17 protein-coding genes and 1 tRNA gene are annotated in these 19,566 nt (G+C 66.8%); 9 read left to right on the forward strand and 9 right to left on the reverse strand.

The annotated features are described in order from the left end of the window. Nucleotides 1–37 precede the first annotated feature (37 nt). Complete coding sequence (gene fni, locus GGR11_RS03075; protein ID WP_183195350.1) at nucleotides 38–1,081, forward strand: type 2 isopentenyl-diphosphate Delta-isomerase; 1,044 nt, start codon at nucleotides 38–40, stop codon at nucleotides 1,079–1,081. Between the two features lie 11 nt (nucleotides 1,082–1,092). Here the strand turns inward: fni and hutH are convergent, their stop codons facing one another. From hutH to hutG, 3 genes are read right to left on the reverse strand one after another with little or no spacing between them, the layout of a single operon-like run. Then, nucleotides 1,093–2,622, reverse strand: coding sequence for a histidine ammonia-lyase (gene hutH, locus GGR11_RS03080; RefSeq protein WP_183195351.1), 1,530 nt, complete (start codon nucleotides 2,620–2,622; stop codon nucleotides 1,093–1,095). Between the two features lie 5 nt (nucleotides 2,623–2,627). Next, nucleotides 2,628–4,292: a urocanate hydratase gene (gene hutU / locus GGR11_RS03085; RefSeq protein ID WP_183195352.1), complete on the reverse strand. Its 1,665-nt coding sequence runs from the start codon at nucleotides 4,290–4,292 to the stop codon at nucleotides 2,628–2,630. Next, nucleotides 4,289–5,110 carry an N-formylglutamate deformylase gene (gene hutG, locus GGR11_RS03090; RefSeq protein ID WP_183195353.1) on the reverse strand — a complete coding sequence of 274 codons (822 nt, stop codon included), beginning with the start codon at nucleotides 5,108–5,110 and terminating at the stop codon, nucleotides 4,289–4,291. Before hutG ends, hutU begins: the two co-directional genes overlap by 4 nt. A 74-nt stretch (nucleotides 5,111–5,184) precedes the next feature. On the opposite strand from hutG, the gene GGR11_RS03095 reads away from it, so the two are divergent. From GGR11_RS03095 to hutI, 3 genes are read left to right on the forward strand one after another with little or no spacing between them, the layout of a single operon-like run. Beyond that, nucleotides 5,185–6,573 carry a formimidoylglutamate deiminase gene (locus GGR11_RS03095; RefSeq protein ID WP_343051061.1) on the forward strand — a complete coding sequence of 463 codons (1,389 nt, stop codon included), beginning with the start codon at nucleotides 5,185–5,187 and terminating at the stop codon, nucleotides 6,571–6,573. Continuing rightward, nucleotides 6,570–7,292 carry a histidine utilization transcriptional repressor HutC gene (hutC, locus tag GGR11_RS03100; RefSeq protein WP_183195354.1) on the forward strand — a complete coding sequence of 241 codons (723 nt, stop codon included), beginning with the start codon at nucleotides 6,570–6,572 and terminating at the stop codon, nucleotides 7,290–7,292. The genes GGR11_RS03095 and hutC overlap by 4 nt, the downstream gene beginning before the upstream one ends. Next, nucleotides 7,289–8,500, forward strand: coding sequence for an imidazolonepropionase (gene hutI / locus GGR11_RS03105; protein ID WP_183195355.1), 1,212 nt, complete (start codon nucleotides 7,289–7,291; stop codon nucleotides 8,498–8,500). The genes hutC and hutI overlap by 4 nt, the downstream gene beginning before the upstream one ends. 26 nt (nucleotides 8,501–8,526) lie before the next feature. Here the strand turns inward: hutI and GGR11_RS03110 are convergent, their stop codons facing one another. Next, entirely contained in the window at nucleotides 8,527–8,904 is a 378-nt protein-coding gene (locus GGR11_RS03110; RefSeq protein WP_183195356.1) for a response regulator, read from the reverse strand. Beyond that, nucleotides 8,901–10,397, reverse strand: a complete 1,497-nt coding sequence (locus tag GGR11_RS03115) for a sensor histidine kinase (RefSeq protein ID WP_287926763.1) — start codon at nucleotides 10,395–10,397, stop codon at nucleotides 8,901–8,903. Before GGR11_RS03115 ends, GGR11_RS03110 begins: the two co-directional genes overlap by 4 nt. Nucleotides 10,398–10,531: 134 nt before the next feature. Here GGR11_RS03115 and GGR11_RS03120 point away from each other — a divergent pair, with 134 nt between their 5' ends. Then, entirely contained in the window at nucleotides 10,532–12,106 is a 1,575-nt protein-coding gene (locus GGR11_RS03120; protein WP_246331509.1) for a carboxylesterase/lipase family protein, read from the forward strand. A 32-nt stretch (nucleotides 12,107–12,138) separates the two neighbouring features. Here GGR11_RS03120 and gor read toward each other — a convergent pair whose 3' ends face one another. The 3 genes from gor to glmU all read right to left on the reverse strand — a co-directional run bounded on the left by gor (nucleotide 12,139) and on the right by glmU (nucleotide 15,711). Next, on the reverse strand, nucleotides 12,139–13,521 hold the full coding sequence (gene gor, locus GGR11_RS03125; protein WP_183195357.1) for a glutathione-disulfide reductase: 1,383 nt from the start codon (nucleotides 13,519–13,521) through the stop codon (nucleotides 12,139–12,141). A 145-nt stretch (nucleotides 13,522–13,666) separates the two neighbouring features. After that, on the reverse strand, nucleotides 13,667–14,350 hold the full coding sequence (gene rpiA / locus GGR11_RS03130; RefSeq protein WP_183195358.1) for a ribose-5-phosphate isomerase RpiA: 684 nt from the start codon (nucleotides 14,348–14,350) through the stop codon (nucleotides 13,667–13,669). Continuing rightward, entirely contained in the window at nucleotides 14,347–15,711 is a 1,365-nt protein-coding gene (gene glmU, locus GGR11_RS03135; RefSeq protein ID WP_183195359.1) for a bifunctional UDP-N-acetylglucosamine diphosphorylase/glucosamine-1-phosphate N-acetyltransferase GlmU, read from the reverse strand. Before glmU ends, rpiA begins: the two co-directional genes overlap by 4 nt. 58 nt (nucleotides 15,712–15,769) lie before the next feature. Here glmU and GGR11_RS03140 point away from each other — a divergent pair, with 58 nt between their 5' ends. From GGR11_RS03140 to GGR11_RS03155, 4 genes are all read left to right on the forward strand, one after another. Beyond that, on the forward strand, nucleotides 15,770–16,489 hold the full coding sequence (locus GGR11_RS03140) for an HAD-IA family hydrolase (protein ID WP_221205076.1): 720 nt from the start codon (nucleotides 15,770–15,772) through the stop codon (nucleotides 16,487–16,489). A 100-nt stretch (nucleotides 16,490–16,589) separates the two neighbouring features. Continuing rightward, nucleotides 16,590–17,879, forward strand: coding sequence for a dicarboxylate/amino acid:cation symporter (locus GGR11_RS03145; protein WP_183195361.1), 1,290 nt, complete (start codon nucleotides 16,590–16,592; stop codon nucleotides 17,877–17,879). A 56-nt stretch (nucleotides 17,880–17,935) separates the two neighbouring features. Next, a tRNA-Val gene (locus GGR11_RS03150) sits at nucleotides 17,936–18,010 on the forward strand. A 65-nt stretch (nucleotides 18,011–18,075) separates the two neighbouring features. Further along, on the forward strand, nucleotides 18,076–18,288 hold the full coding sequence (locus GGR11_RS03155; protein ID WP_035306857.1) for a hypothetical protein: 213 nt from the start codon (nucleotides 18,076–18,078) through the stop codon (nucleotides 18,286–18,288). A 26-nt stretch (nucleotides 18,289–18,314) separates the two neighbouring features. On the opposite strand, the gene GGR11_RS03160 is transcribed toward GGR11_RS03155, so the two are convergent. Then, nucleotides 18,315–19,532 carry an LL-diaminopimelate aminotransferase gene (locus tag GGR11_RS03160; RefSeq protein ID WP_183195362.1) on the reverse strand — a complete coding sequence of 406 codons (1,218 nt, stop codon included), beginning with the start codon at nucleotides 19,530–19,532 and terminating at the stop codon, nucleotides 18,315–18,317. Nucleotides 19,533–19,566 lie beyond the last annotated feature (34 nt).

Below are 19,566 nucleotides of genomic sequence, written 5' to 3' on the forward strand. Positions count from 1 at the left end.
CCCATCCGAGCCACGATCCGGTCCTAAGGCGAGCCGAATGACCGACGCTATTTCGCCCGGCGCTCCAGGCCGCAAGGATCAGCACCTCGACGTGGTGCTGTCCGGGCGCGGTCGGCACGCCCGCGACGCCGGGTTCGACGCGATCCGGTTCGCGCATGAGGCTCTGCCCGATCTGGATCATGACAAGATCGACCTGGGCGCCGACTTCCTGGGACGCCGATTGAAGGCGCCCCTGCTGATCAGCGCCATGACGGGCGGTCCGGCGCGGGCCGAGGCCGTGAACGCCCGTCTGGCCGAGGCGGCCCAGCACCTGGGAATCGCACTGGCGGTCGGGTCGCAACGCACGGCTCTGGAAGAGGGGACCAGCGGCGGTCTGGACAGGGGGCTGCGTCACCGGGCGCCCGACACTCCCATCCTGGCCAATATCGGCGCGGCGCAACTGACGCGGGGGTTCGGTCTGGACGAGGCGCGGCGGGTGATCGAGATGATCGGTGCGGATGCCCTGGTCGTGCACCTGAACCCGCTTCAGGAAGCCTGTCAGCCCGAAGGCGATCGCGACTGGTGGGGCGTCGGCGCCGCACTGGAGGCTTTGATCCGCAGGATCGAGGTTCCTGTGGTGGTCAAGGAGACCGGGGCCGGCCTGTCGGGCCGAACCGCGCGCCGCCTGATCGACATGGGCGCCGCCGCTGTGGATATCGCCGGCGCGGGCGGTTCGAACTGGGCGCTCATCGAGGGCGAGCGGGCGACGGATCCGGCCGACAGGGCCCACGCCGCCGCCTTTGGCGACTGGGGCATGCCGACGGCGCGGGCCATCGTCGAGGTGCGCCGGGCCTGTCCGGACGCGGTCGTGATCGGTTCGGGCGGCGTGCGCGACGGTCTGGACGTCGCGCGCGCGATCCGCCTTGGGGCCGACCTCGCAGGCCAGGCCGCCGGCGTCCTGTCGGCGGCGATGGTGTCCACGGAGGCGGTGGTCGCCCATTTCCAACTGGTCATGCGCCAGTTGAGAACCGTCTGCTTCTGCACGAATTCCGCTAATCTTTCAGCCCTGCGCCGGGCGCCGCTTCAGCCGCTGGACGAATAGAGGTCAGCGACCTATGCGGACGGCAGCAGGTCGTGCGCGAAGAGGCGATACCGTCCCGCGCGCACGCCGTCGGTCGCCCTGGCGATATCCGGCGCGAAATAGTGGTCGCTGGCGTAGGGCGCGGCCGCTTCACGCACGACGGTGACGACCTGTTCCAGCAGGGGCGAACTGGTCAAGGGGCGATGGAATTCCAGCCCTTGGGCCGCCGCCAGCAACTCGATTCCCACCACGGTCGCCGTATTCTCGGCCATGTCCAGCAGCCGCCTCGCGCCGTGGGTCGCCATCGAGACATGGTCTTCCTGATTGGCGCTGGTGGGAACCGTGTCCACGCTGCAGGGATGGGCCACCATCCGGTTTTCGGCGACCAGGGCCGCCGCCGTGACCTGGGCGATCATGAAACCCGAGTTCAGGCCGCTTTCCTTGACCAGGAAGGCCGGCAGTTCGCTCATTTTCGGATCGACCAGGATGGCGGTCCGGCGTTCGGAGATATTGCCGATCTCGCACAGGGCCATGGCGATCTGATCAGCAGCAAAAGCAACAGGTTCAGCGTGGAAGTTTCCACCTGATATGACATCTCCGTCCTCAATGAAGACCAGAGGATTGTCGGTCACGGCGTTGGCTTCACGTTCCAGCGTGGCGGCCGCCGTGGCCAGGACGTCCAGCACCGCCCCCATGACCTGAGGCTGACAGCGCAGCGAATAGGGGTCCTGCACCTTGGCGCAGTCGTCGCGGTGGCTGTCGCGGATGGCCGAACCCGCCATCAGGGTTCTGAGCCGTGCGGCCACGGCGATCTGACCGGGTTGCCCCCGAAGGGCGTGGATGCGGGCGTCGAACGGCGCGTCCGATCCCTTCAGGGCGTCGACCGACAGGGCCCCCGCCGCCACGCCGGCGGCGAAGACCGCCTCGGCTGCGAACAGACCCGCCAGGGCCAGGGCGGTCGAACACTGCGTCCCGTTCAGCAGCGCCAGCCCCTCCTTCGGTCCCAGGACCAGAGGCTTGAGCCCGGCCCGCTCAAGCGCGGACTCGGCTTCCAAAGTCTCGCCCTTTTGCCGGGCCTCGCCGACCCCGATCAGGACGCAGCTCATATGGGCCAGAGGAGCCAGATCGCCCGAGGCCCCGACCGAGCCCTTGGACGGGATACAGGGCAGGATGTCGGCGTTGACGAGGGCGATCAGGGCTTCGAGCGTCTCGCGCCGAATACCTGAGGCGCCTCGGCACAGGGAGGCGATCTTCAGTACCATCAGCAGCCGCGTCACGCTGTCCGGCAGCAGGGGACCGACCCCGCACGCATGACTGAGCACCAGGTTCCGCTGCAAGGTCTCCAGGTCGGCGGGCGCGATGGAGGTGTTGGCCAGCAGGCCGAACCCGGTGTTGACCCCATAGACGGTGCGGCCTTCGGCCACGATGGCGGCGATGGTCGCGGCGCTCTTTTCCACGTCACTCCAGGCTTCCGGCGCCACGGCGACCGTCACGGGGCTGTCTAGGACGCGGCGCAATTGGGCCAGGGTCAGGGGCGAACGGCCGAGGGTCAGGGTCGTCATGGAGATCAGGCCTTCAGGCTGGGGAGGTTCAGGCCGTGTTCGCGGGCCGCCGCGCGGGCGATGTCGTAACCGGCGTCCGCATGGCGCATGACGCCCGTCGCCGGATCATTCCACAAGACCCGCTCCAGCCGCTGCGCCGCTTCCGGCGTGCCGTCGGCGACGATCACGACGCCCGAATGCTGGGAATAGCCCATGCCGACCCCGCCGCCGTGGTGCAGCGAGACCCAGCTGGCGCCCGAGGCGGTGTTCAGAAGCGCGTTGAGCAGGGGCCAGTCCGAAACGGCGTCCGATCCGTCCATCATGGCCTCGGTCTCACGGTTCGGGCTGGCGACAGAGCCCGAGTCGAGATGATCCCGGCCGATCACGATCGGTCCCGACAATTCACCGGACGCCACCATGTCGTTGAACATCAGGCCCGCCCGGTGGCGGTCTCCCAATCCGATCCAGCAGATTCTCGCCGGAAGTCCTTGGAAGGCTATACGTTCTCCGGCCATGTCGAGCCAGCGATGCAGACCTGCGTTGTCCGGGAACAGCCGCTTCATCACCGCATCGGTCTTGCGAATGTCGTCCGGATCACCGGTCAGGGCCGCCCATCGGAACGGTCCGATCCCGCGGCAGAACAGGGGGCGGATATAGGCGGGGACGAAGCCGGGAAAGTCGAACGCGTTCGTCACCCCTTCGTCAAAGGCGACCTGACGGATATTGTTGCCATAGTCGACGACAGGAACCCCGGCCGACTGAAAGTCGAGCATGGCGCGGACGTGGGCCACGATGGAGGGGCGGGCGGCCGCCGCGACCGAGGCCGGTTCGCTGACCCGCTTGTCTTCCCACTCGGCGACGGTCCAGCCGGCCGGCAGATAGCCGTTCACCAGGTCATGCGCGCTGGTCTGGTCCGTCACCAGATCCGGGCGCACGCCGCGTTTGACCATTTCAGGCAAGATGTCGGCGGCGTTTCCCAACAGGCCGACAGATATGGGTTTTCCAGTCCGATTTGCGTCTTCGATCAGGGCCAGGGCTTCGTCCAGGCTCTGGGCCGCCACATCAAGATAGCGTGTCTTCAGACGCATCTCGATCCGGCTTTGCTGGCATTCCACCGCCAGGCAGGACGCCCCCGCCATGGTCGCGGCCAAGGTCTGTGCCCCGCCCATGCCGCCCAGGCCTGCCGTCACAATCCATTTTCCGGACCAGTCACCGCCGTAATGCTGGCGGCCCGCCTCCATGAAGGTCTCATACGTGCCCTGCACGATGCCCTGGGTGCCGATGTAGATCCAGGATCCGGCCGTCATCTGGCCGTACATCATCAAGCCCTTGCGATCGAGCTCCGAGAAATGCTCCCAGGTCGCCCATTTGGGCACGAGGTTGGAGTTGGCGATCAAGACCCGGGGCGCATCGGCATGGGTGCGGAACACCCCGACCGGCTTGCCAGACTGGACCAGCAGGGTCTCGTCGGCCTCCAGCGTTTTCAGGGTCTCCACGATCCTGTCGAAGGCGGCCCAATTGCGCGCCGCCTTGCCGATGCCGCCATAGACGACAAGATCCTGAGGCCGTTCAGCCACTTCGGGATCAAGATTGTTCATCAACATTCGCATGGCCGCCTCGGCCGCCCAGGTCTTGGCCGTCCTTTCCGATCCGCGCGGGCTTCGGATGACGCGAGCGTTGGGCTGGTTCATGTCTGGCTCTCGGCGAAGGCGATACAGGCGGTCAGGACGCGGTGCAGGTTTCGACGCATCGCCTCGGCCCGCTCCGGCTCATAGGGACTGGGCCAATTGTCGGGCGACAAAAGGCTCGCTGGGTCGCCCATGTATCCCCGGTCCGCCAGTTCCATCTGGATAGCGTGAACGCCGGCGTGGGGCCGGCCGTAGTGACGCGTGGTCCAGCCGCCCTTGAACCGGCCGTTGACGATCAGGCTGGAGCCGCTGATCGCGCAGGCGGCCTCGACGGCTTGGGTCAGTTCGGGGGCGCAGGTGGTCCCGTCGTTGTCGCCGATATTGAACTGGGGCAGTTCGCCGGCGAACAGCCGCGGGACGACAGAACGGATCGAATGGGCGTCATAGAGGACGACGGGGCCACGGGCGCGCAGCCGGTCGATCTGGGCCTTCAGCTGGGCATGATAGGGATCAAACCAGGTCGCGCGACGCTCTGCGATCTCGGCCGCATCGGGCGCTTCGCCGGCCCGATACAGGGGCTCGCCGTCGAAGGTCTCGACCGGGCAGAGGCCCGTGGTGGTCATGCCGGGATACAGGGACACGCCGGATGGATCGCGGTTCACGTCGATGACGCTGCGCGAAATTGAGGTGCGAACCAGGGTTGCATCCAGATCGACGGCGAAATCATAGAGCCGATCCACCCACCAGTCGGCGTCCTTGCGCGCCAGCCAGGGGGATCGAAGCCGCGCCATCAGGGCGTCCGGGATTTCGGTCCCCGTGTGCGGCAAGCCGATCACCAGCGGCCCCGAGCCTTCATGGACGGTCAGCCAGTCACGCGTCATCTCGGCCTCCCTCGCCAAATCGATCCGTCGTGGTATGTCTAGACATATTGATCGCAACAAGACGGACCTGTCCAGTGAGCCTTGAGTCGCAGCCTGTGGATCGCACCCTCTGGTTCGAGGCCGCCCTCTTGCCGGACGGCTGGGCGCGGGATGTGCGGATCGGCATTGCGAGGGGTCGGATTTCAAGCCTCGAGACCGGCGTATCCCGCGGACCCGCGGACGAAGGAGACGGCGTGGCCTTGCCGGGCGTCGTCAATGTCCACAGCCACGCCTTCCAGCGCGCCATGGCCGGGCTGACCGAGGCGCGTGGGCCCCAGGGCCAACACGGCGATGATGATTTCTGGTCCTGGCGTGACCTGATGTACCGCTTCCTTGATCGGGGCGGGCCCGAAGAGATCGAGGCCATCACCGCCCTGGCCTTCGCTGAAATGCTGGAGGGCGGCTTCACCCGCGTCGCCGAGTTCCACTATCTTCACAACGCCCCGTCCGGCGCGGCCTATGCCGACTGCGGAGAGATCGCGGCCCGGATTGTCGCGGCGGCAAAGACGACGGGCATCGCCCTGACCTTGCTGCCGGTCTTCTACGCCCACGCCGGATTTGGCGGCCTGGCGCCGACCCAGGGGCAGAGACGGTTCATCACCGATCTGGATGGGTTCGCGGATCTGACCGACCGTTGCCGCGTCCTAACCGCAGACATGGCGGACGCTGTTATCGGTGTCGCGCCGCACAGCCTGCGGGCCGTCAGCCCGGTTGAACTGGCCGCCATGCCCGCTCTGTCGGGCGATGGGCCCATCCATATCCATGTGGCCGAACAGACCAAGGAGGTCGAAGACTGTCTGGCCTGGTCCGGCGCCCGACCGGTGGAATGGCTGCTCGCCAACGCCCCGGTTGATCCGCGCTGGTGTCTGATCCACTCGACCCATGTGACCGAGGCGGAGTGGCGGGGCGTGATCGAACGGGGCGCGGTCGTCGGCCTGTGCCCGATCACGGAGGCCAATCTGGGCGACGGCGTCTTTCCGGCCGCCGCCTATGCGCGGGCGGGCGGGCGGTTCGGCATCGGGACGGACTCCAATGTGCAGATTGGCGTGGCCGAGGAACTGCGGATGCTGGAGTACAGCCAGCGGCTGGCCTTGAGGGGTCGATCAGTCATGGCGGATGCCGATCGCTCGACAGGCCGCGCCCTGTTCGAACGCGCGCTGGCGGGCGGGCGTCAGGCCGGCGGCGCGGCAGAGGAACTGGTCATCGGCGGATCGGCCGATCTTGTTTGCCTGGATACGCGCGGCGTCGGTTTCCATGGCCGTTCGGGCGACGCCCTGCTGGACAGCTGGATCTTCGGTGCGACAGCCGGCGCCGTCGCCTCGGTCTGGCGAGCGGGACGGCAGGTGGTGCGGGACGGGCGGCATGTGGCGCGCGACGCCATCGAGACACGGTACCGCAAGGCCTTGGACACGGTGCTGGGATGACGCCGGATCCGCTGCATCGCAGAATCTACGCGGATCTCGAAGGTCGCATCCTCTCGGGCGAGCTTTCGCCGGGTGCGCGTATCCCTTTTGAACACGAATTGACCGCTCAATACGGCTGTTCGCGCGCCACAGTTTCAAAAGCCCTGTCGGAACTGGCGGGCAGGGGGCTGGTCACACGGCGTCGTCGCGCCGGCAGCTTCGTCGCCCAGCCCAAGGCCCATGCCGCCTTCCTGGCCATCCCCGATCTGCGGGCCGAGGTGATGGAGCGGGGCCAGGCCTATGGCTACAGGCTGCTGGACCAGAAGCAACGCGGTCCGGACGGCGGCGCCGAAATCGAACTCGCCGCCGGCGGTCCGCTGCTGGCCTTGACCTGTCTGCATAGTGCGGATTCAGTTCCGCTGGCCCTGGAGCATCGGCTGATTGCTCTGGCGGTTGCGCCTCAAGCGATAAAGGTAAACTTTCAATCCACTCCGCCTGGAACCTGGCTTCTGGACTATGAACCCTGGACCGAGGCCGAGAACCGGATCGGCGCCGTGGAAGCCGACGCCCTGACGGCGCGTCTATTACAGATCAAGCCCGGCGCAGCCTGTCTGTCCGTCGAAAGACGAACCTGGCGCGACGGCCAGGGCGTCACGCGGGTACGTCAGGTGTTTCCAGGGGATCGCTTTGATCTGGTGGCCCTGTTCTCTTCCGCCCACGCTAAGGATCCGAGCCGATGAAGGCCGACCGCCTACTGATCGACTGTCACGCCGCCACCATGGTCCCAGGCGGAACCGCCTATGGCGCCATCCTCGACGCCGCCGTGGTCATCACCGACGGCCGCATCGCCTGGATCGGACCGCGCGCGGATTTGCCGTCCGTGGAGGCGGTCGAGACGGAGCGGCTGGGCGGACGCTGGCTCACGCCGGGACTGATCGACTGTCACACGCATCTGGTCTTCGGCGGGGACCGCTCGGGCGAATTCGAACAGAGGCTGGGCGGGGCCAGCTATGAGGATATCACCCGCGCCGGCGGCGGGATCGTCGCTTCGGTCAAGGCCACGCGCGCGGCGTCGGAGGACGAACTGTTCGCCTCCGCCATGGACCGGCTGCAAGGGCTCAAGGCCACGGGCGTAACCACGGTCGAGATCAAGTCGGGCTATGGACTGGATCAGGACAGCGAATTGAAGATGTTGCGGGTCGCCCGCCGCATCGGCCGGGAAGGCGGGGTTCGCGTGCGCACCACCTATCTGGGTCTGCACGCCGTTCCGCCCGAGCACCGGGCGGACCGCGCCGCCTATGTCGATCTGGCCGTCGATCACATTCTGCCGGCCGCACAGGCCGAGGGGCTGGCGGACGCCGTGGACGCCTATTGCGAGCCTATCGCCTTCTCGATCGAGGAGGTGGAGCGCCTGTTCGACAAGGCCCGCACCCTGGGCCTGCCGGTCAAGCTGCACGCCGATCAGCTGTCGAACGGGGGCGGCGCGGCTTTGGCGGCGCGTTACGGCGCCGTGTCGGCCGATCACATAGAACATGCGACGGAAGATGGGATCAAAGCCATGGCGCGGGCAGGGGTGACGGCGGTTCTGCTGCCCGGCGCCTTCCTGATGCTGCGCGAAACTCAGGCGCCTCCGGTGGCTCTGTTACGCGCCCATGGCGTTCGCATGGCCGTCGCGACCGACTGCAATCCCGGCACTTCTCCCGTCGCGTCCATGACCGACGCCCTGAACCTGGCCTGTGTCCAGTTTCGCCTGACCCCGGAAGAAGCCCTGGCGGGCGCGACGCGGGAAGCCGCATGGGCCCTGGGCCTGCAAGACGAGATTGGAACCCTGGCGGTCGGCAGGGTCGCCGACCTTGCTGCCTGGGATATCCAACGCCCCGCAGAGCTGGCCTATTGGCTGGGCAAGCCCATGCTGCACGGCCGCTGGAAAAACGGCGTAAGAGCCTAGAGAAGCTTTACCCCCGACTTGGCCGCCTAAACCTGAGCGACGCCCATGACCTTCATCAGGGCGTCTCGAACGGCGGCCTCGGTGAAGGGTTTCTGAATGGTGGTGGCGCCGCGCCACTCTTCCGGCAATCCACCTTCGCCGTAGCCGGTGGAGAAGACGAAGGGTACGCCGCGCGCCTTCAGCGCCTCGGCGACCGGGAAGACCTGGCGGCCGGCGACATTGACGTCCAGCAGGGCGGCGTCGAGATCGACGGTGTCGCGCGCCATGGCTTCACCATCGTCGATGTTGGATGCTGGCCCAACAGGAATGCACTCCATGTCCTCGAGGATGGTCTCTAGCAACATGGCGACGAGGGATTCGTCTTCCACCACAAGTACGCGGCGGCCGTTCAGCGGTTGGGTCATGGGGCGGGTGTCCTGTCGAGTGGAACCGTCAGTTCCGCAATCAATCCATCGCTGGCGTAGACCAGATCGATCTCCCCCGCCAGATCATGGCGAATGTTTCGTTCAATCAATCGGCTACCGAAGCCTCTTCTGTCCGGTTGCGTAACTTTCGGCCCATCCATTTCGCGCCAGATCAGCTTCAGCTTGCGGTCGCGCTGATCCGCCAAACTCCAGTCGATCAGAACACGCCCATCCGGCGTGGAGAGGGCGCCGTATTTGGCGGCGTTCGTTGCAAGCTCATGGAAAATCATGCCCAGGGACAGGGCTGTGGCGGGGGGCAAAGCGGTCGCTGGACCGTTGAGATTGATCCGGGTCGGACCGAAGGCTTCGGTCTCGTGTTCCAGGATCGCCCGCAGATCCGCGCCTTCCCAGTGGGTTCGCGTCAACAGGTCGTGGGTGTGGGACAGGGCCAGGATCCGGGACTGGAAGGTGGCGGCGAAGGTGGCGGGGTCGATGTGGGAACGGGCGGTCTGGATGGCGATCGACTGAACCGTGGCGAGGGTGTTCTTCACCCGATGGTTCAACTCGTCGATCATCAGCTTCTGGCGCTGGGCCGCCAGGACGTTGTCCGTGACGTCATGGCCCTGGACGAAGATGCCGACCACTGCGCCCGCCTCGTCACGGACCGGCTGATAGATGAAGTTGAGATAGAGAGTCTCCAGTGCGCCGCCGGGAGTGCGTTGCAGTCTCGCCAGACTTTCGCGCCCCTCATAGGGTTCGCCCGTTTCGAAGACGGCGTCCAGAAACTCGTAATAGCCCTGGCCGACCAGTTCCGGCAGGGCTTCGCGCACGGGCTTGCCCGCGATGTCACGATGGCCGATCAACTGGCTGTAGGCGTCGTTGTGCATCTGGAAACAGTGGTTGCGTCCGGTCAGGATGGCTACGAACCCCGGCGCCTGCATGAACATCTCGACCAGACGGTTGCGCTCGCTCTCCAGGCGACGATTGTCCTCCTGAACTGACTGGGCTCGCCGCAGGACCGACCCGCCGACCAGGGCGTCCAGGGCGGTTGTCGGTTCATCGGTGCGGATCGTCGGCGACAGGTCAGTGATGTCCATAGTGTGCTGAAGAAGCAGCACGACCTCGCCATCAGCGTTCAGGATTGGCGTATGGGTCGCACTCCAGATTCGCTCCTCGAACACCTCCTGGCCGTCAGACAATTTGCGCGGCATGGCGTATCGCACGACGGCGAGGTGGTCCCGCTGACGGGTGTCGCGCGCCTTTTCCAGGGACGCCCGGACCTGACGCACGTTTTCGGGCGCATCCTCGCCGGGGCCGGCGTCGAAGGTCGTGAACAGGGGACGGCCCAGGACGTCCTCGCGGCGCGCGCCTGTGACCTCGACATAGGCCTGATTGACCTCGGCGATGCGCAGATCCGGCGTAAGCAGCAGATAAGGATTTGGCGACGCCTTGAAGGCCGTCGCCAAGTCGACCACGGAAGCACCCGGTTTCACTTGTACTGTCAATCTACACCCCAGCCCAACCGGTGCCGAACGCCCGAGGAGGCAAAGAGTTCGCCACCGTACCCATAATTCGCCTTTCACCTGATCGTCATTGGCGTGTCAGGAGAATTTGCTAAGGACGGGACATGACATTTGCCGGCGCCTTGGCCACCCTCTCTCTCATGATGGCTCAACCGACAGACCAGCCGCCCCCCGGACAGCCGGTCGTCCAGCTGGCCCAGGGCGTGCTGGCCGGGCGGGCCGACGACACGGTCGCCGCGTTCAAGAACATTCCCTATGCGGCCCCGCCGGTGGCGGAATTGCGCTGGCGGCCGCCGGGCGCGGCCCCGACCTGGGAAGGGCAGCGCGACGCCTCCACCTATGGGCCGATCTGCATCCAGGCCACGCCGCAGGGCGACCCCGGCGTGGGGCCCTTGCCGATGAGCGAGGACTGCCTGAACCTGAACGTGTGGCGGCCGACGGACGTCGCGTCGCCGGCCCCGGTCATGGTGTGGATTCACGGCGGCGGCCTGGTCAATGGATCGGGCACGGCGGCCCTGTACGACGGATCCCATCTGGCCCGGCAGGGCATGGTCGTGGTGACGCTGAACTATCGGCTGGGACGGCTGGGCTTCTTCGACCACCCGGCCTTGGCGGCGGAACGGCCGGCGGACGAGGCGGCGGGCAACTATGGTCTGATGGACGTCATCGCGGCCCTGCAGTGGGTCAGGGCGAACATCGCGGCCTTCGGCGGCGATCCGGCCAATGTGACGATCTTCGGCGAATCGGCGGGCGGGGCCATCGTCACGCGGATGATGATCGCACCGCCCGCGCGGGGCCTGTTCGACCGCGCCATTGTGCAGTCGGGCCTGGGGCGCGAGCTGCAGACCCCGCTGGACCGGCGCGGCGCCTATGACCTGCCGTCGGCGCGCGAACGGGGCGAGGTCTGGGCGCATGGCCACAATCTGGTGACGGCGGCGGATCTACGCGCCGCCCCGGTCGAACTGCTGCTGACCCCGGCGCCGGTCTTCGCCAATGGCGACCTGAGCCTGATCGACGGCAAGATCGTCCCCGCGACTGTCGAGGCGACGTTCCGGGCCGGGCGGCAGGCGCCCGTGCCGATGGTCATCGGGACCAACAGCGCCGAGTTCTGGTGGATGAAGCCGACGGATCGCAACGGCTACGGCATGATTGACGACGACCTGACCTGGCTGGAGCGGGCCTCGATCACGGCGGCCTATGGCGGGGAGGCGGGTTTCGACCGGGGCTTCATCACCGACGCCGTCTTCTCGGAGCCGGCGCGGCGGCTGGCGCGGCTGCACACGGCGGCGGGACACCCAGCCTATCTGTACCGGTTCGACATTTCGTCGCCAGACAATCCCGAACCGCACGGCGGGGCGACCCACGCCATCGAGCGCCCCTATGTGTTCGGAACCTTGCCGCTTCTGCCCTATCCGGTCCGGGAGGCGGATGTCGCGGCCTCGGCGGCCATGATGGGCTACTGGACCGCCTTCTCGCGGTCCGGCGACCCCAATGGGGTGGGGCGGCCGGACTGGCCGATTACCGGGGTCGGCGACACCCAGTTGATGCTGTTCCGAAATGACGGCCCCAGCGCCACGCCGGTTCCAGACGGCGCGCGGCTGGATCTGATCGAACGGTTCCGGGAGCGGCCTCACACTATCAGCAAGTCGCCGCAAGCCCCTGTGAAAACGCACTATTAGACAGATGTCCGGCCGGTCAAAGACGCCCGCCGTCACCCCGCCGAGGTCGCGCCCGACTGCTTTTCTCTCATCGTGACCAGTTCCTCGGCCATGGTCGGGTGGACCGCGCAGGTCGCGTCCCATTGGGCCTTGGTCAGGCCGGCCTTCACGGCGATGGCGGCGAGCTGGATCATTTCCGGACTGTCGGGCCCGACGATGTGCACGCCGACGACCCTTTGGCTTTCGGCGTCGACCACCAGTTTCATCAGGACGCGCTCCTCCGATCCGGTGAAGGCGTATTTCATCGGCCGGAAACGGGTCACATAGACATCGACCCCGGCGGAGCAAGACCGACGCGCCTCGGATTCCGTCAGGCCGACGATGCCCACAGGCGGCTGGCTGAAGACGGCGGTGGCGACAGCCTCGTAGTCGAAATGCTGGGGATTGTCGCGATAGACGGTCTGGTGGAAGGCGGCGGCCTCGCGGATGGCGACGGGGGTCAGGTTCATCCGGTCGGTCACGTCGCCGATAGCCCAGATATTGTCGGCCGTCGTTTTGGAATAGGGATCGACCTTGATCGCGCCCTCGTCGTTCAACTCGACCCCGGCCGCCTCCAGGCCGAGGTCCTTGACGTGGGGGATGCGGCCTGTCGCGAACATGACCACGTCGGTCTCCAGCTTCATCCCGTTCTCGAGGTGGTTGACCAGGCCCGTGGCGGTCTTCTCGATCTTCTCGTGCTGGCAGCCCAGGACGACCTTGATCCCGCGCTTCTCGATCTCGCCAGCCAGGTGGGCGCGCACATCGTCGTCGAAGCCGCGCAGGATGTTGGGGCCCCGGTAGATCAGGGTCGTCTCGACGCCCAGGCCGGCGAAGATCCCCGCGAACTCCACCGCGATATAGCCGCCGCCCGCGATCAGAATGCGTTTGGGCAGTTCGGGCAGGTGGAAGGCTTCTTCCGATGTGATGGCGTGTTCGATGCCGGGCAGGTTTTCCGGCTTCCACGGACGACCGCCGGTTGCCACCAGGATTTTTTCGGCGGTGAAGGTCTGGTTCTTGCCGATGATCTCGACCGTATGGGCGTCCTTCAGAACGGCGCGGCCGTGGACCAGTTCGACACCCGCCTTGCCGAGGTTGGCGGCATAGATGCCGGACAGGCGCGCGATCTCGACGTCCTTGGCCTCCAGGAAGGTCGGCCAGTCGAACCGGGCGTTGTCGAAGGACCAGCCGTAGCCCTCGGCGATCTCCAGCGCGTGGCTGACCTCTGAGGCCATGACCATGAACTTCTTGGGCACGCAGCCACGGATCACGCAGGTGCCGCCGACCCGGTATTCCTCGGCCACCGCGACCTTCTTGCCGCCCAGGGCGGTCAGACGCGCGGCGCGGACCCCGCCGGAGCCGGCGCCGATGACGAAGAGGTCGTAGTCGTAGTCGGCCATCGGGCGCTCCGTTCAGACTCAATAAAAACAGCGTCTGAATAGTCTGAATCGTATGAAATCGGTTCCGGTCACGCCGGGGGCGAGGCGTGGGACTTAGGCGCCGGGACACCCAGGAGCAAGGTCGCCAGAAGGACGGAGATCAGGGTCAAGGCGTGAGGGTCTCGACCCCGCTGTCCGTGCCGATGATCGCCAGGTCGGCCAGGTCGAGGAACAGCCCATGCTCGACCACGCCGGTGATCAGCTTCAGATCGTCGGCCAGGCGGACTGGATCGTGAATGGCCTTGCAGCCGGCGTCATAGATCAGATTGCCGCCGTCGGTGCGGACCAGGCCGCGATCCGCTTGGCGCACGCGGGCGGGCTGGCTGATGTCATGGTCGATCAGAACGTCGGCGATGCGGTTGGCCGTGGTCTTGTGGCCGAAGGCGACCACCTCGATCGGCAAGGGAAAGACGCCAAGGACCGGCACCACCTTGGCGGCGTCGGCGATGACGATACAGCGGCTGGACGCCTCCCAGACCAGTTTCTCGCGCAAAAGGGCCGCGCCGCCACCCTTGATCAGCGCCAGGCCCGGGCCGACCTCGTCGGCGCCGTCGACGGTCAGATCAATGCGGGGCGTGTCTTCCAGCGTGGAGAGGGTCAGGCCCAGTTCCCGCGCCAGATCGGCGGTCTTCTCCGAGGTCGGGACGCAGCGCAGGCCGGAAAGACCACGCGCGGCCAAGGCCTTGACGAACCAGGCGGCGGTGGACCCGGTGCCCAGGCCCACGATCATGCCAGCTTCGACATAGGCTGCGGCGGCCTCGCCGGCGTTCTTCTTCTGTAGGTCGCTCATTTCAGCTTGGCGGCCTGGGCCGCCTCCTTCTTGGCTTTGGCCTTCACGCGGAAGGCGGCGCCGGCGTCCGGCTTGAGGGTTTGGCGAGCACGGCCGAAGGCGAGCGCATCGGCCGGCACGTCCTCGGTGATCACAGAACCGGAGGCGACGATGGCGCCGTCGCCGATCACGACCGGCGCGACCAGACTGGAGTTCGAGCCGACGAAGGCGCCGGCGCCGACCTGGGTCCGGGCCTTGTTGAAGCCGTCGTAGTTGCAGAAGATGGTCCCGGCCCCGAGGTTGGCCCACGCGCCGACCGACCCGTCGCCCAGATAGGCGAGGTGGTTGGCCTTGGCGCCCGCGGCCATCTTCACATTCTTGACCTCGACGAAGTTGCCGACCTTGACCCCCTCGGCCAGGTCCGCGCCGGGCCGCAGCCGGGCGTAGGGGCCGACCTCGGCGCCGGAGGCGACGCGCGCGCCCTCCACATGGCTGAAGCTACGGATCCGGGCGCCGCCGTCGATCACCGCGCCGGGGCCGAAGACGACATAGGGTTCGATCACGGCTCCGCCGTCGACCTGGGTGTCCCAGGCGAAATGAACGGTGTCAGGCGCGCTCATGGTCACACCCGCCGCCAGGAAGGTTTCACGCTGGACGGTCTGGAACAGGGCCTCGGCCTGGGCCAGCTCCGCCTGGGAATTGACCCCCATGACGGCGTCCTCGGCGGCGAAGACCGCACGGGTCGGATGTCCGGCCTTGCGGGCCAGTTCGACCACATCGGTCAGATAGTACTCGCCCTTGGCGTTGTCGTTGCGGACATCGGCGAGGAGGGCGAACAGCAGGTCCGCCGGGGCGGCCATGACGCCGGAGTTGCAGGCGGTGACGGCCAGAACTTCGGGTGACGCCTCCTTGGCCTCGGTGATGGCGGTCAGGGCGTCGCCGTCAAGGATTAGTCGGCCATAGGCGCCGGGATCGCGGGCCTCGAAGCCTATGACGGTCACACCGCCCGCATTGAAAACGGGCTCGATGTCAGCAGCCTTCAGCAGGGGCACGTCACCATAGGTGACCACCACATCACCATCGAAACCGGCCAGGGCCTGTTCGGCGGCGCGAACGGCGTGGCCCGTGCCCAGCGGCGGGTCCTGAACGGCGATGGCGGCCTCGCCCAGGCGTTTAACGACGTGGGCGCGCACCTCGGGCGAATGAGTTCCGACCACGACGATGATCCGGGCGCAGCCCAGCCCCTCCGCCGCGTCGATGGCGTGATCCAGCATGGCGCGATGGGCGACGGGGTGCAGCACCTTGGGCAGGGGCGACTTCATCCGCGTGCCCTGGCCGGCGGCAAGAATGATGGCGGCGCGGGGGCGCGTCTGGCTGGTCATGAATCGTCTCGCAGTCTAGTCGTCCTGCGATCTAGCCCATCATGCGGGCCAGCGGGAGATGTGGATGACCGATCGCGACCTGGAAGGCTGGACCATCGCCTTCGACCTGGATGGGACCCTGGTCGATTCCGCGCCGGACCTGATCGGGACGCTGAACCGACTACTGGCCGAGGAGGGGTTGCCGCCCGTAGCGATGGAATCCGCCTCGACCCTGATCGGTTCGGGTGCGCGGGCGCTGCTGGTTCATGGATTCGAGGCAGCCGGGGCCTCGGTCGAACGGGCGCAATCGGACGAACTGTTCGAGCGGTTCCTGGTCGATTACGCCGCCCACATCGCCGACGGGTCGCAGCCGTTCGAAGGTGTGGTCGAGACGCTGGAGCGGCTGAGCGAACGCGGAGCGATCCTGGTCGTGGCGACCAACAAGCGGTCGGATCTGTCGGAGCTTCTGCTCGAGAAGCTGGGCCTGACCCGGCATTTCGCCGCCATCGTGGGCCCCGACCGCGTCAGCGCCCGCAAACCCTCGGGCGCGCACCTGAAGGAGGCGGTCGTCAAGGCCGGCGGCGATCCCGAGCGGGCCATCATGGTCGGGGACGCGGCGCCGGACGCGGATGCAGCCAAGGACGCAGGCATGCCGTGCATCCTGGTCACCTTCGGCTTCACGCCCGTGCCGGTCGAGGACCTGGGCGCCGACGTGCTGATCGACGATTTCGAGGATGTCGAAGAGGCCATCGACGGCATCCTGTCGGACTTCTACGTCATGAAGGCGCTGAAATTCTGAGGGGCTCCGACAGGAAATCTGTCGGCTGAATGATCGCCGGAGCGGTTGCGGATCGACACGGCGATGGACAGATTGGCGCACCCCTGTTGAAAGCAACTTCATGCTCGCCAGATTTTTTAAAATCCCCCTGTGGCAGCGCACCGCCGCCGGCTTCGTCTTGGGCATCATCGCCGGGCTGATCCTGCGTGAACGGGCCGAGGTCTGGCTGCAGCCCATCGGCGACGTCTATCTGAACCTGATCCGCATGGTGGTGGCGCCCCTGGTGCTGTTCACCATCGCCAGTTCGATCGCCAAACTGGGGGAGGGCGCCGGGGCGGTGCGGCTGGGGGTGCGGACCATCGTCTGGTTCGCCATCACATCCTTGCTGGCCGTGCTGGTCGGTTTCGCCTTCGGCCATATCATCAATCCGGGCGCGGGCCTGTCCAACCTGCCGCTGGGCGAGGTCAAGGACCGGGTGATCCCGACCCCGCTGGAGGTGCTGATCGGGGTGGTGCCGACCAATCCCTTCGCCGCCCTGGCCGAGGGCAAGGTTTTGCAGATCATCTTCTTCTCGGCCTTGGTCGGGATGGCCCTGGTCGCATTGGGCGACCGGGCCCAGGGCGTGCGGCGGCTGGTGGACGAGGGCGCGGCGGTCATCTTCCGCATCACGCGCTGGGTTATCCAGCTGACGCCCATCGGCGTGTTCGGCCTGATCGGCTCGGTCGTCGGCGGCTATGGCTGGGAGGCGCTGCTGCCCCTGCTGAAGTTCATCGCGGCCATCTACGCCGCCTGCCTGTTCCACATCCTGGTCGTCTATTCGGGCCTGCTGAAGATCCACGGCCTGAAGGTGACCAGCTTCTTCCGCGGCGCCTTCGCGGCCCAGCAGACGGCCTTCGCCACTTCGTCGTCGCTCGGCACCCTGCCCATCACCCTGCGTCAGACGGTCGAGCGACTGGGCGTGCCCCAGGCCTACGCCGCCTTCGCGGTGCCATTGGGCGCCAATGTGAAGATGGATGGGTGCGGCGCCATCTATCCGGCCATCGCCTCGATCTTCATCGCCCAGTATTTCCAGATCGACCTGACCCTGACCCAGTACATCCTGATCGGTCTGACGGCGGTGCTGGGCTCGTTGGGGACGGCGGGAGTACCGGGAACGTCCATCGTCATGCTGACCCTGACCCTGTCCACCGCCGGCCTGCCGCTGGAAGGCATCGGCTATATCGTCGCCATCGACCGGATCATCGACATGATGCGGACGGCGACCAATGTGACCGGCCAGATGCTGGTCCCCGTGCTGGTGGCCAAGGAGGAAGGGATCCTGAACGAGGACATCTACAACGGCCACGTCGCCTGGCTGCCCGGCGATCCCGAGGCCGAGACGCCCGAAACCGTGCAAGCCGCAGGAATCTGAAACGGACGCTTGCGCGGGGCGGACGACCGGGCTATGTCGCCGCCTCCGCAAGGCATGGATGCGTAGCTCAGCGGGAGAGCACCTCGTTCACACCGAGGGGGTCACAGGTTCAATCCCTGTCGCATCCACCATCTTCTCCGTTCCCGCCCGTTCCCGATAGCCGCGTCGCCGCGCGCAGCCGCCGATGGAAACGCTGATGCCCCAGGTCAATGACACCGTCCATATCCGCTTCTCGCTGAGAGGCCTGGGCGGCCCCTTCTGGCAGACCAACGCCACCGTCGCCTCGGTCAGCCAAGGCGTGGCTCTGCTGGATGGGCTGGACCGGCAGGTGCCCGCCGCCGTCAGCGAGCTGAAGCGGGCCGGCGCCAACCGCTGGACCCTGGACTGGGAAGTTCGAAGCCGGCCGTAAGCCGGCGCCCAAACCAATTGGGAGAATCAGACGTCAGGCACGTCCCGACCGGGGGGCACGTTGACGCCCATCGACTTCAGATAGGTCTTGATGTTGCGCCCGGCCTGACGGATGCGCTGCTCGTTCTCGACCAAGGCGATGCGGACGAAACCCTCGCCGTTTTCGCCGTAGCCGACCCCCGCAGCGACCGCGACCTTGGCGTGGGTCAACAGTTGCTTGGAAAACTCCAGACTGCCCAGATGAGCCAGGGCCGGGGGCAGGGGCGCCCAGGCGAACATGGAGGCGGCGGGCTTGGGGATCTCCCAGCCGGCCCGGCCGAAACTGTCGACCAGCACGTCACGGCGACGATGATACAGGGCGCGGTTCTGCTCGACGATGTCCTGCGGCCCGTTCAGGGCGGCGACGGCCGCCGCCTGGATGGGCGTATAGGCGCCATAGTCGAGATAGGACTTCACCCGCGCCATGGCGGCGATCAGCTTGGGATTGCCCACCGCAAAGCCGATCCGCCAGCCGGCCATGCTGTAGGTCTTGCTCAGCGAGGTGAATTCGACCGCCACATCCTTGGCGCCCGGCACCTGGAGGATCGAGACGGTCGGCTTGCCGTCATAATAGAGCTCGGAATAGGCCAGGTCGCTGATGATCCACAGGTCGTTGGCCTTGGCGAAGGCGACGACCCGTTCATAGAAGGCCAGATCGACCGTCTCCGCCGTCGGATTGGACGGATAGTTCATCACCAGCACCTTGGGGCGCGGCACGGTATAGGCCATGGCCCGTTCGAGGCTTTCGAAATAGCGCTCGTCCGGCGTGGTCGGGACGCTGCGGATCGCCGCGCCGGCGATGATGAAGCCGAAGGTGTGGATCGGGTAGGAGGGATTGGGCGCCAGGACGACGTCGCCGGGCTCGGTGATGGCCGTCGCCAAACTGGCCAGACCTTCCTTGGAGCCCATGGTGACGATCACCTCGGTGTCGGGATTCAGGTCCACGCCGAAGCGGCGGGCGTAGTAGTTCGCCTGGGCGCGACGCAGGCCCGGAATGCCGCGCGACGCGGAATAGCCGTGGGCGTCGGGCTTGCGCGCCACTTCGCACAGCTTGTCGATCACGTGCGGCGGCGGCGGCAAATCGGGATTGCCCATGCCCAGGTCGATGACGTCCTCGCCGGCCGCGCGGGCGGTGGCGCGCATGGCGTTGGTCTCCGCGATCACATACGGAGGCAGGCGTTTCATGCGGTAGAATTCTTCGGACATGTCGAACTTCGCAGGGGCAGGAAAAGAGGGCGTC

Source organism: Brevundimonas mediterranea (assembly GCF_014196125.1).
GTDB lineage: Bacteria > Pseudomonadota > Alphaproteobacteria > Caulobacterales > Caulobacteraceae > Brevundimonas > Brevundimonas mediterranea.

Bases quoted from the DNA above. Each gene is read 5' to 3' on its own strand.
- fni (WP_183195350.1), top strand. From the start codon at position 38: ATGACCGACGCTATTTCGCCCGGCGCTCCAGGCCGCAAGGATCAGCAC.
- hutH (WP_183195351.1), bottom strand. From the start codon at position 2,622: ATGACGACCCTGACCCTCGGCCGTTCGCCCCTGACCCTGGCCCAATTG.
- hutU (WP_183195352.1), bottom strand. From the start codon at position 4,292: ATGAACCAGCCCAACGCTCGCGTCATCCGAAGCCCGCGCGGATCGGAA.
- hutG (WP_183195353.1), bottom strand. From the start codon at position 5,110: ATGACGCGTGACTGGCTGACCGTCCATGAAGGCTCGGGGCCGCTGGTG.
- hutC (WP_183195354.1), top strand. From the start codon at position 6,570: ATGACGCCGGATCCGCTGCATCGCAGAATCTACGCGGATCTCGAAGGT.
- hutI (WP_183195355.1), top strand. From the start codon at position 7,289: ATGAAGGCCGACCGCCTACTGATCGACTGTCACGCCGCCACCATGGTC.
- GGR11_RS03110 (WP_183195356.1), bottom strand. From the start codon at position 8,904: ATGACCCAACCGCTGAACGGCCGCCGCGTACTTGTGGTGGAAGACGAA.
- GGR11_RS03120 (WP_246331509.1), top strand. From the start codon at position 10,532: ATGACATTTGCCGGCGCCTTGGCCACCCTCTCTCTCATGATGGCTCAA.
- gor (WP_183195357.1), bottom strand. From the start codon at position 13,521: ATGGCCGACTACGACTACGACCTCTTCGTCATCGGCGCCGGCTCCGGC.
- rpiA (WP_183195358.1), bottom strand. From the start codon at position 14,350: ATGAGCGACCTACAGAAGAAGAACGCCGGCGAGGCCGCCGCAGCCTAT.
- glmU (WP_183195359.1), bottom strand. From the start codon at position 15,711: ATGACCAGCCAGACGCGCCCCCGCGCCGCCATCATTCTTGCCGCCGGC.
- GGR11_RS03140 (WP_221205076.1), top strand. From the start codon at position 15,770: ATGTGGATGACCGATCGCGACCTGGAAGGCTGGACCATCGCCTTCGAC.
- GGR11_RS03145 (WP_183195361.1), top strand. From the start codon at position 16,590: ATGCTCGCCAGATTTTTTAAAATCCCCCTGTGGCAGCGCACCGCCGCC.
- GGR11_RS03155 (WP_035306857.1), top strand. From the start codon at position 18,076: ATGCCCCAGGTCAATGACACCGTCCATATCCGCTTCTCGCTGAGAGGC.
- GGR11_RS03160 (WP_183195362.1), bottom strand. From the start codon at position 19,532: ATGTCCGAAGAATTCTACCGCATGAAACGCCTGCCTCCGTATGTGATC.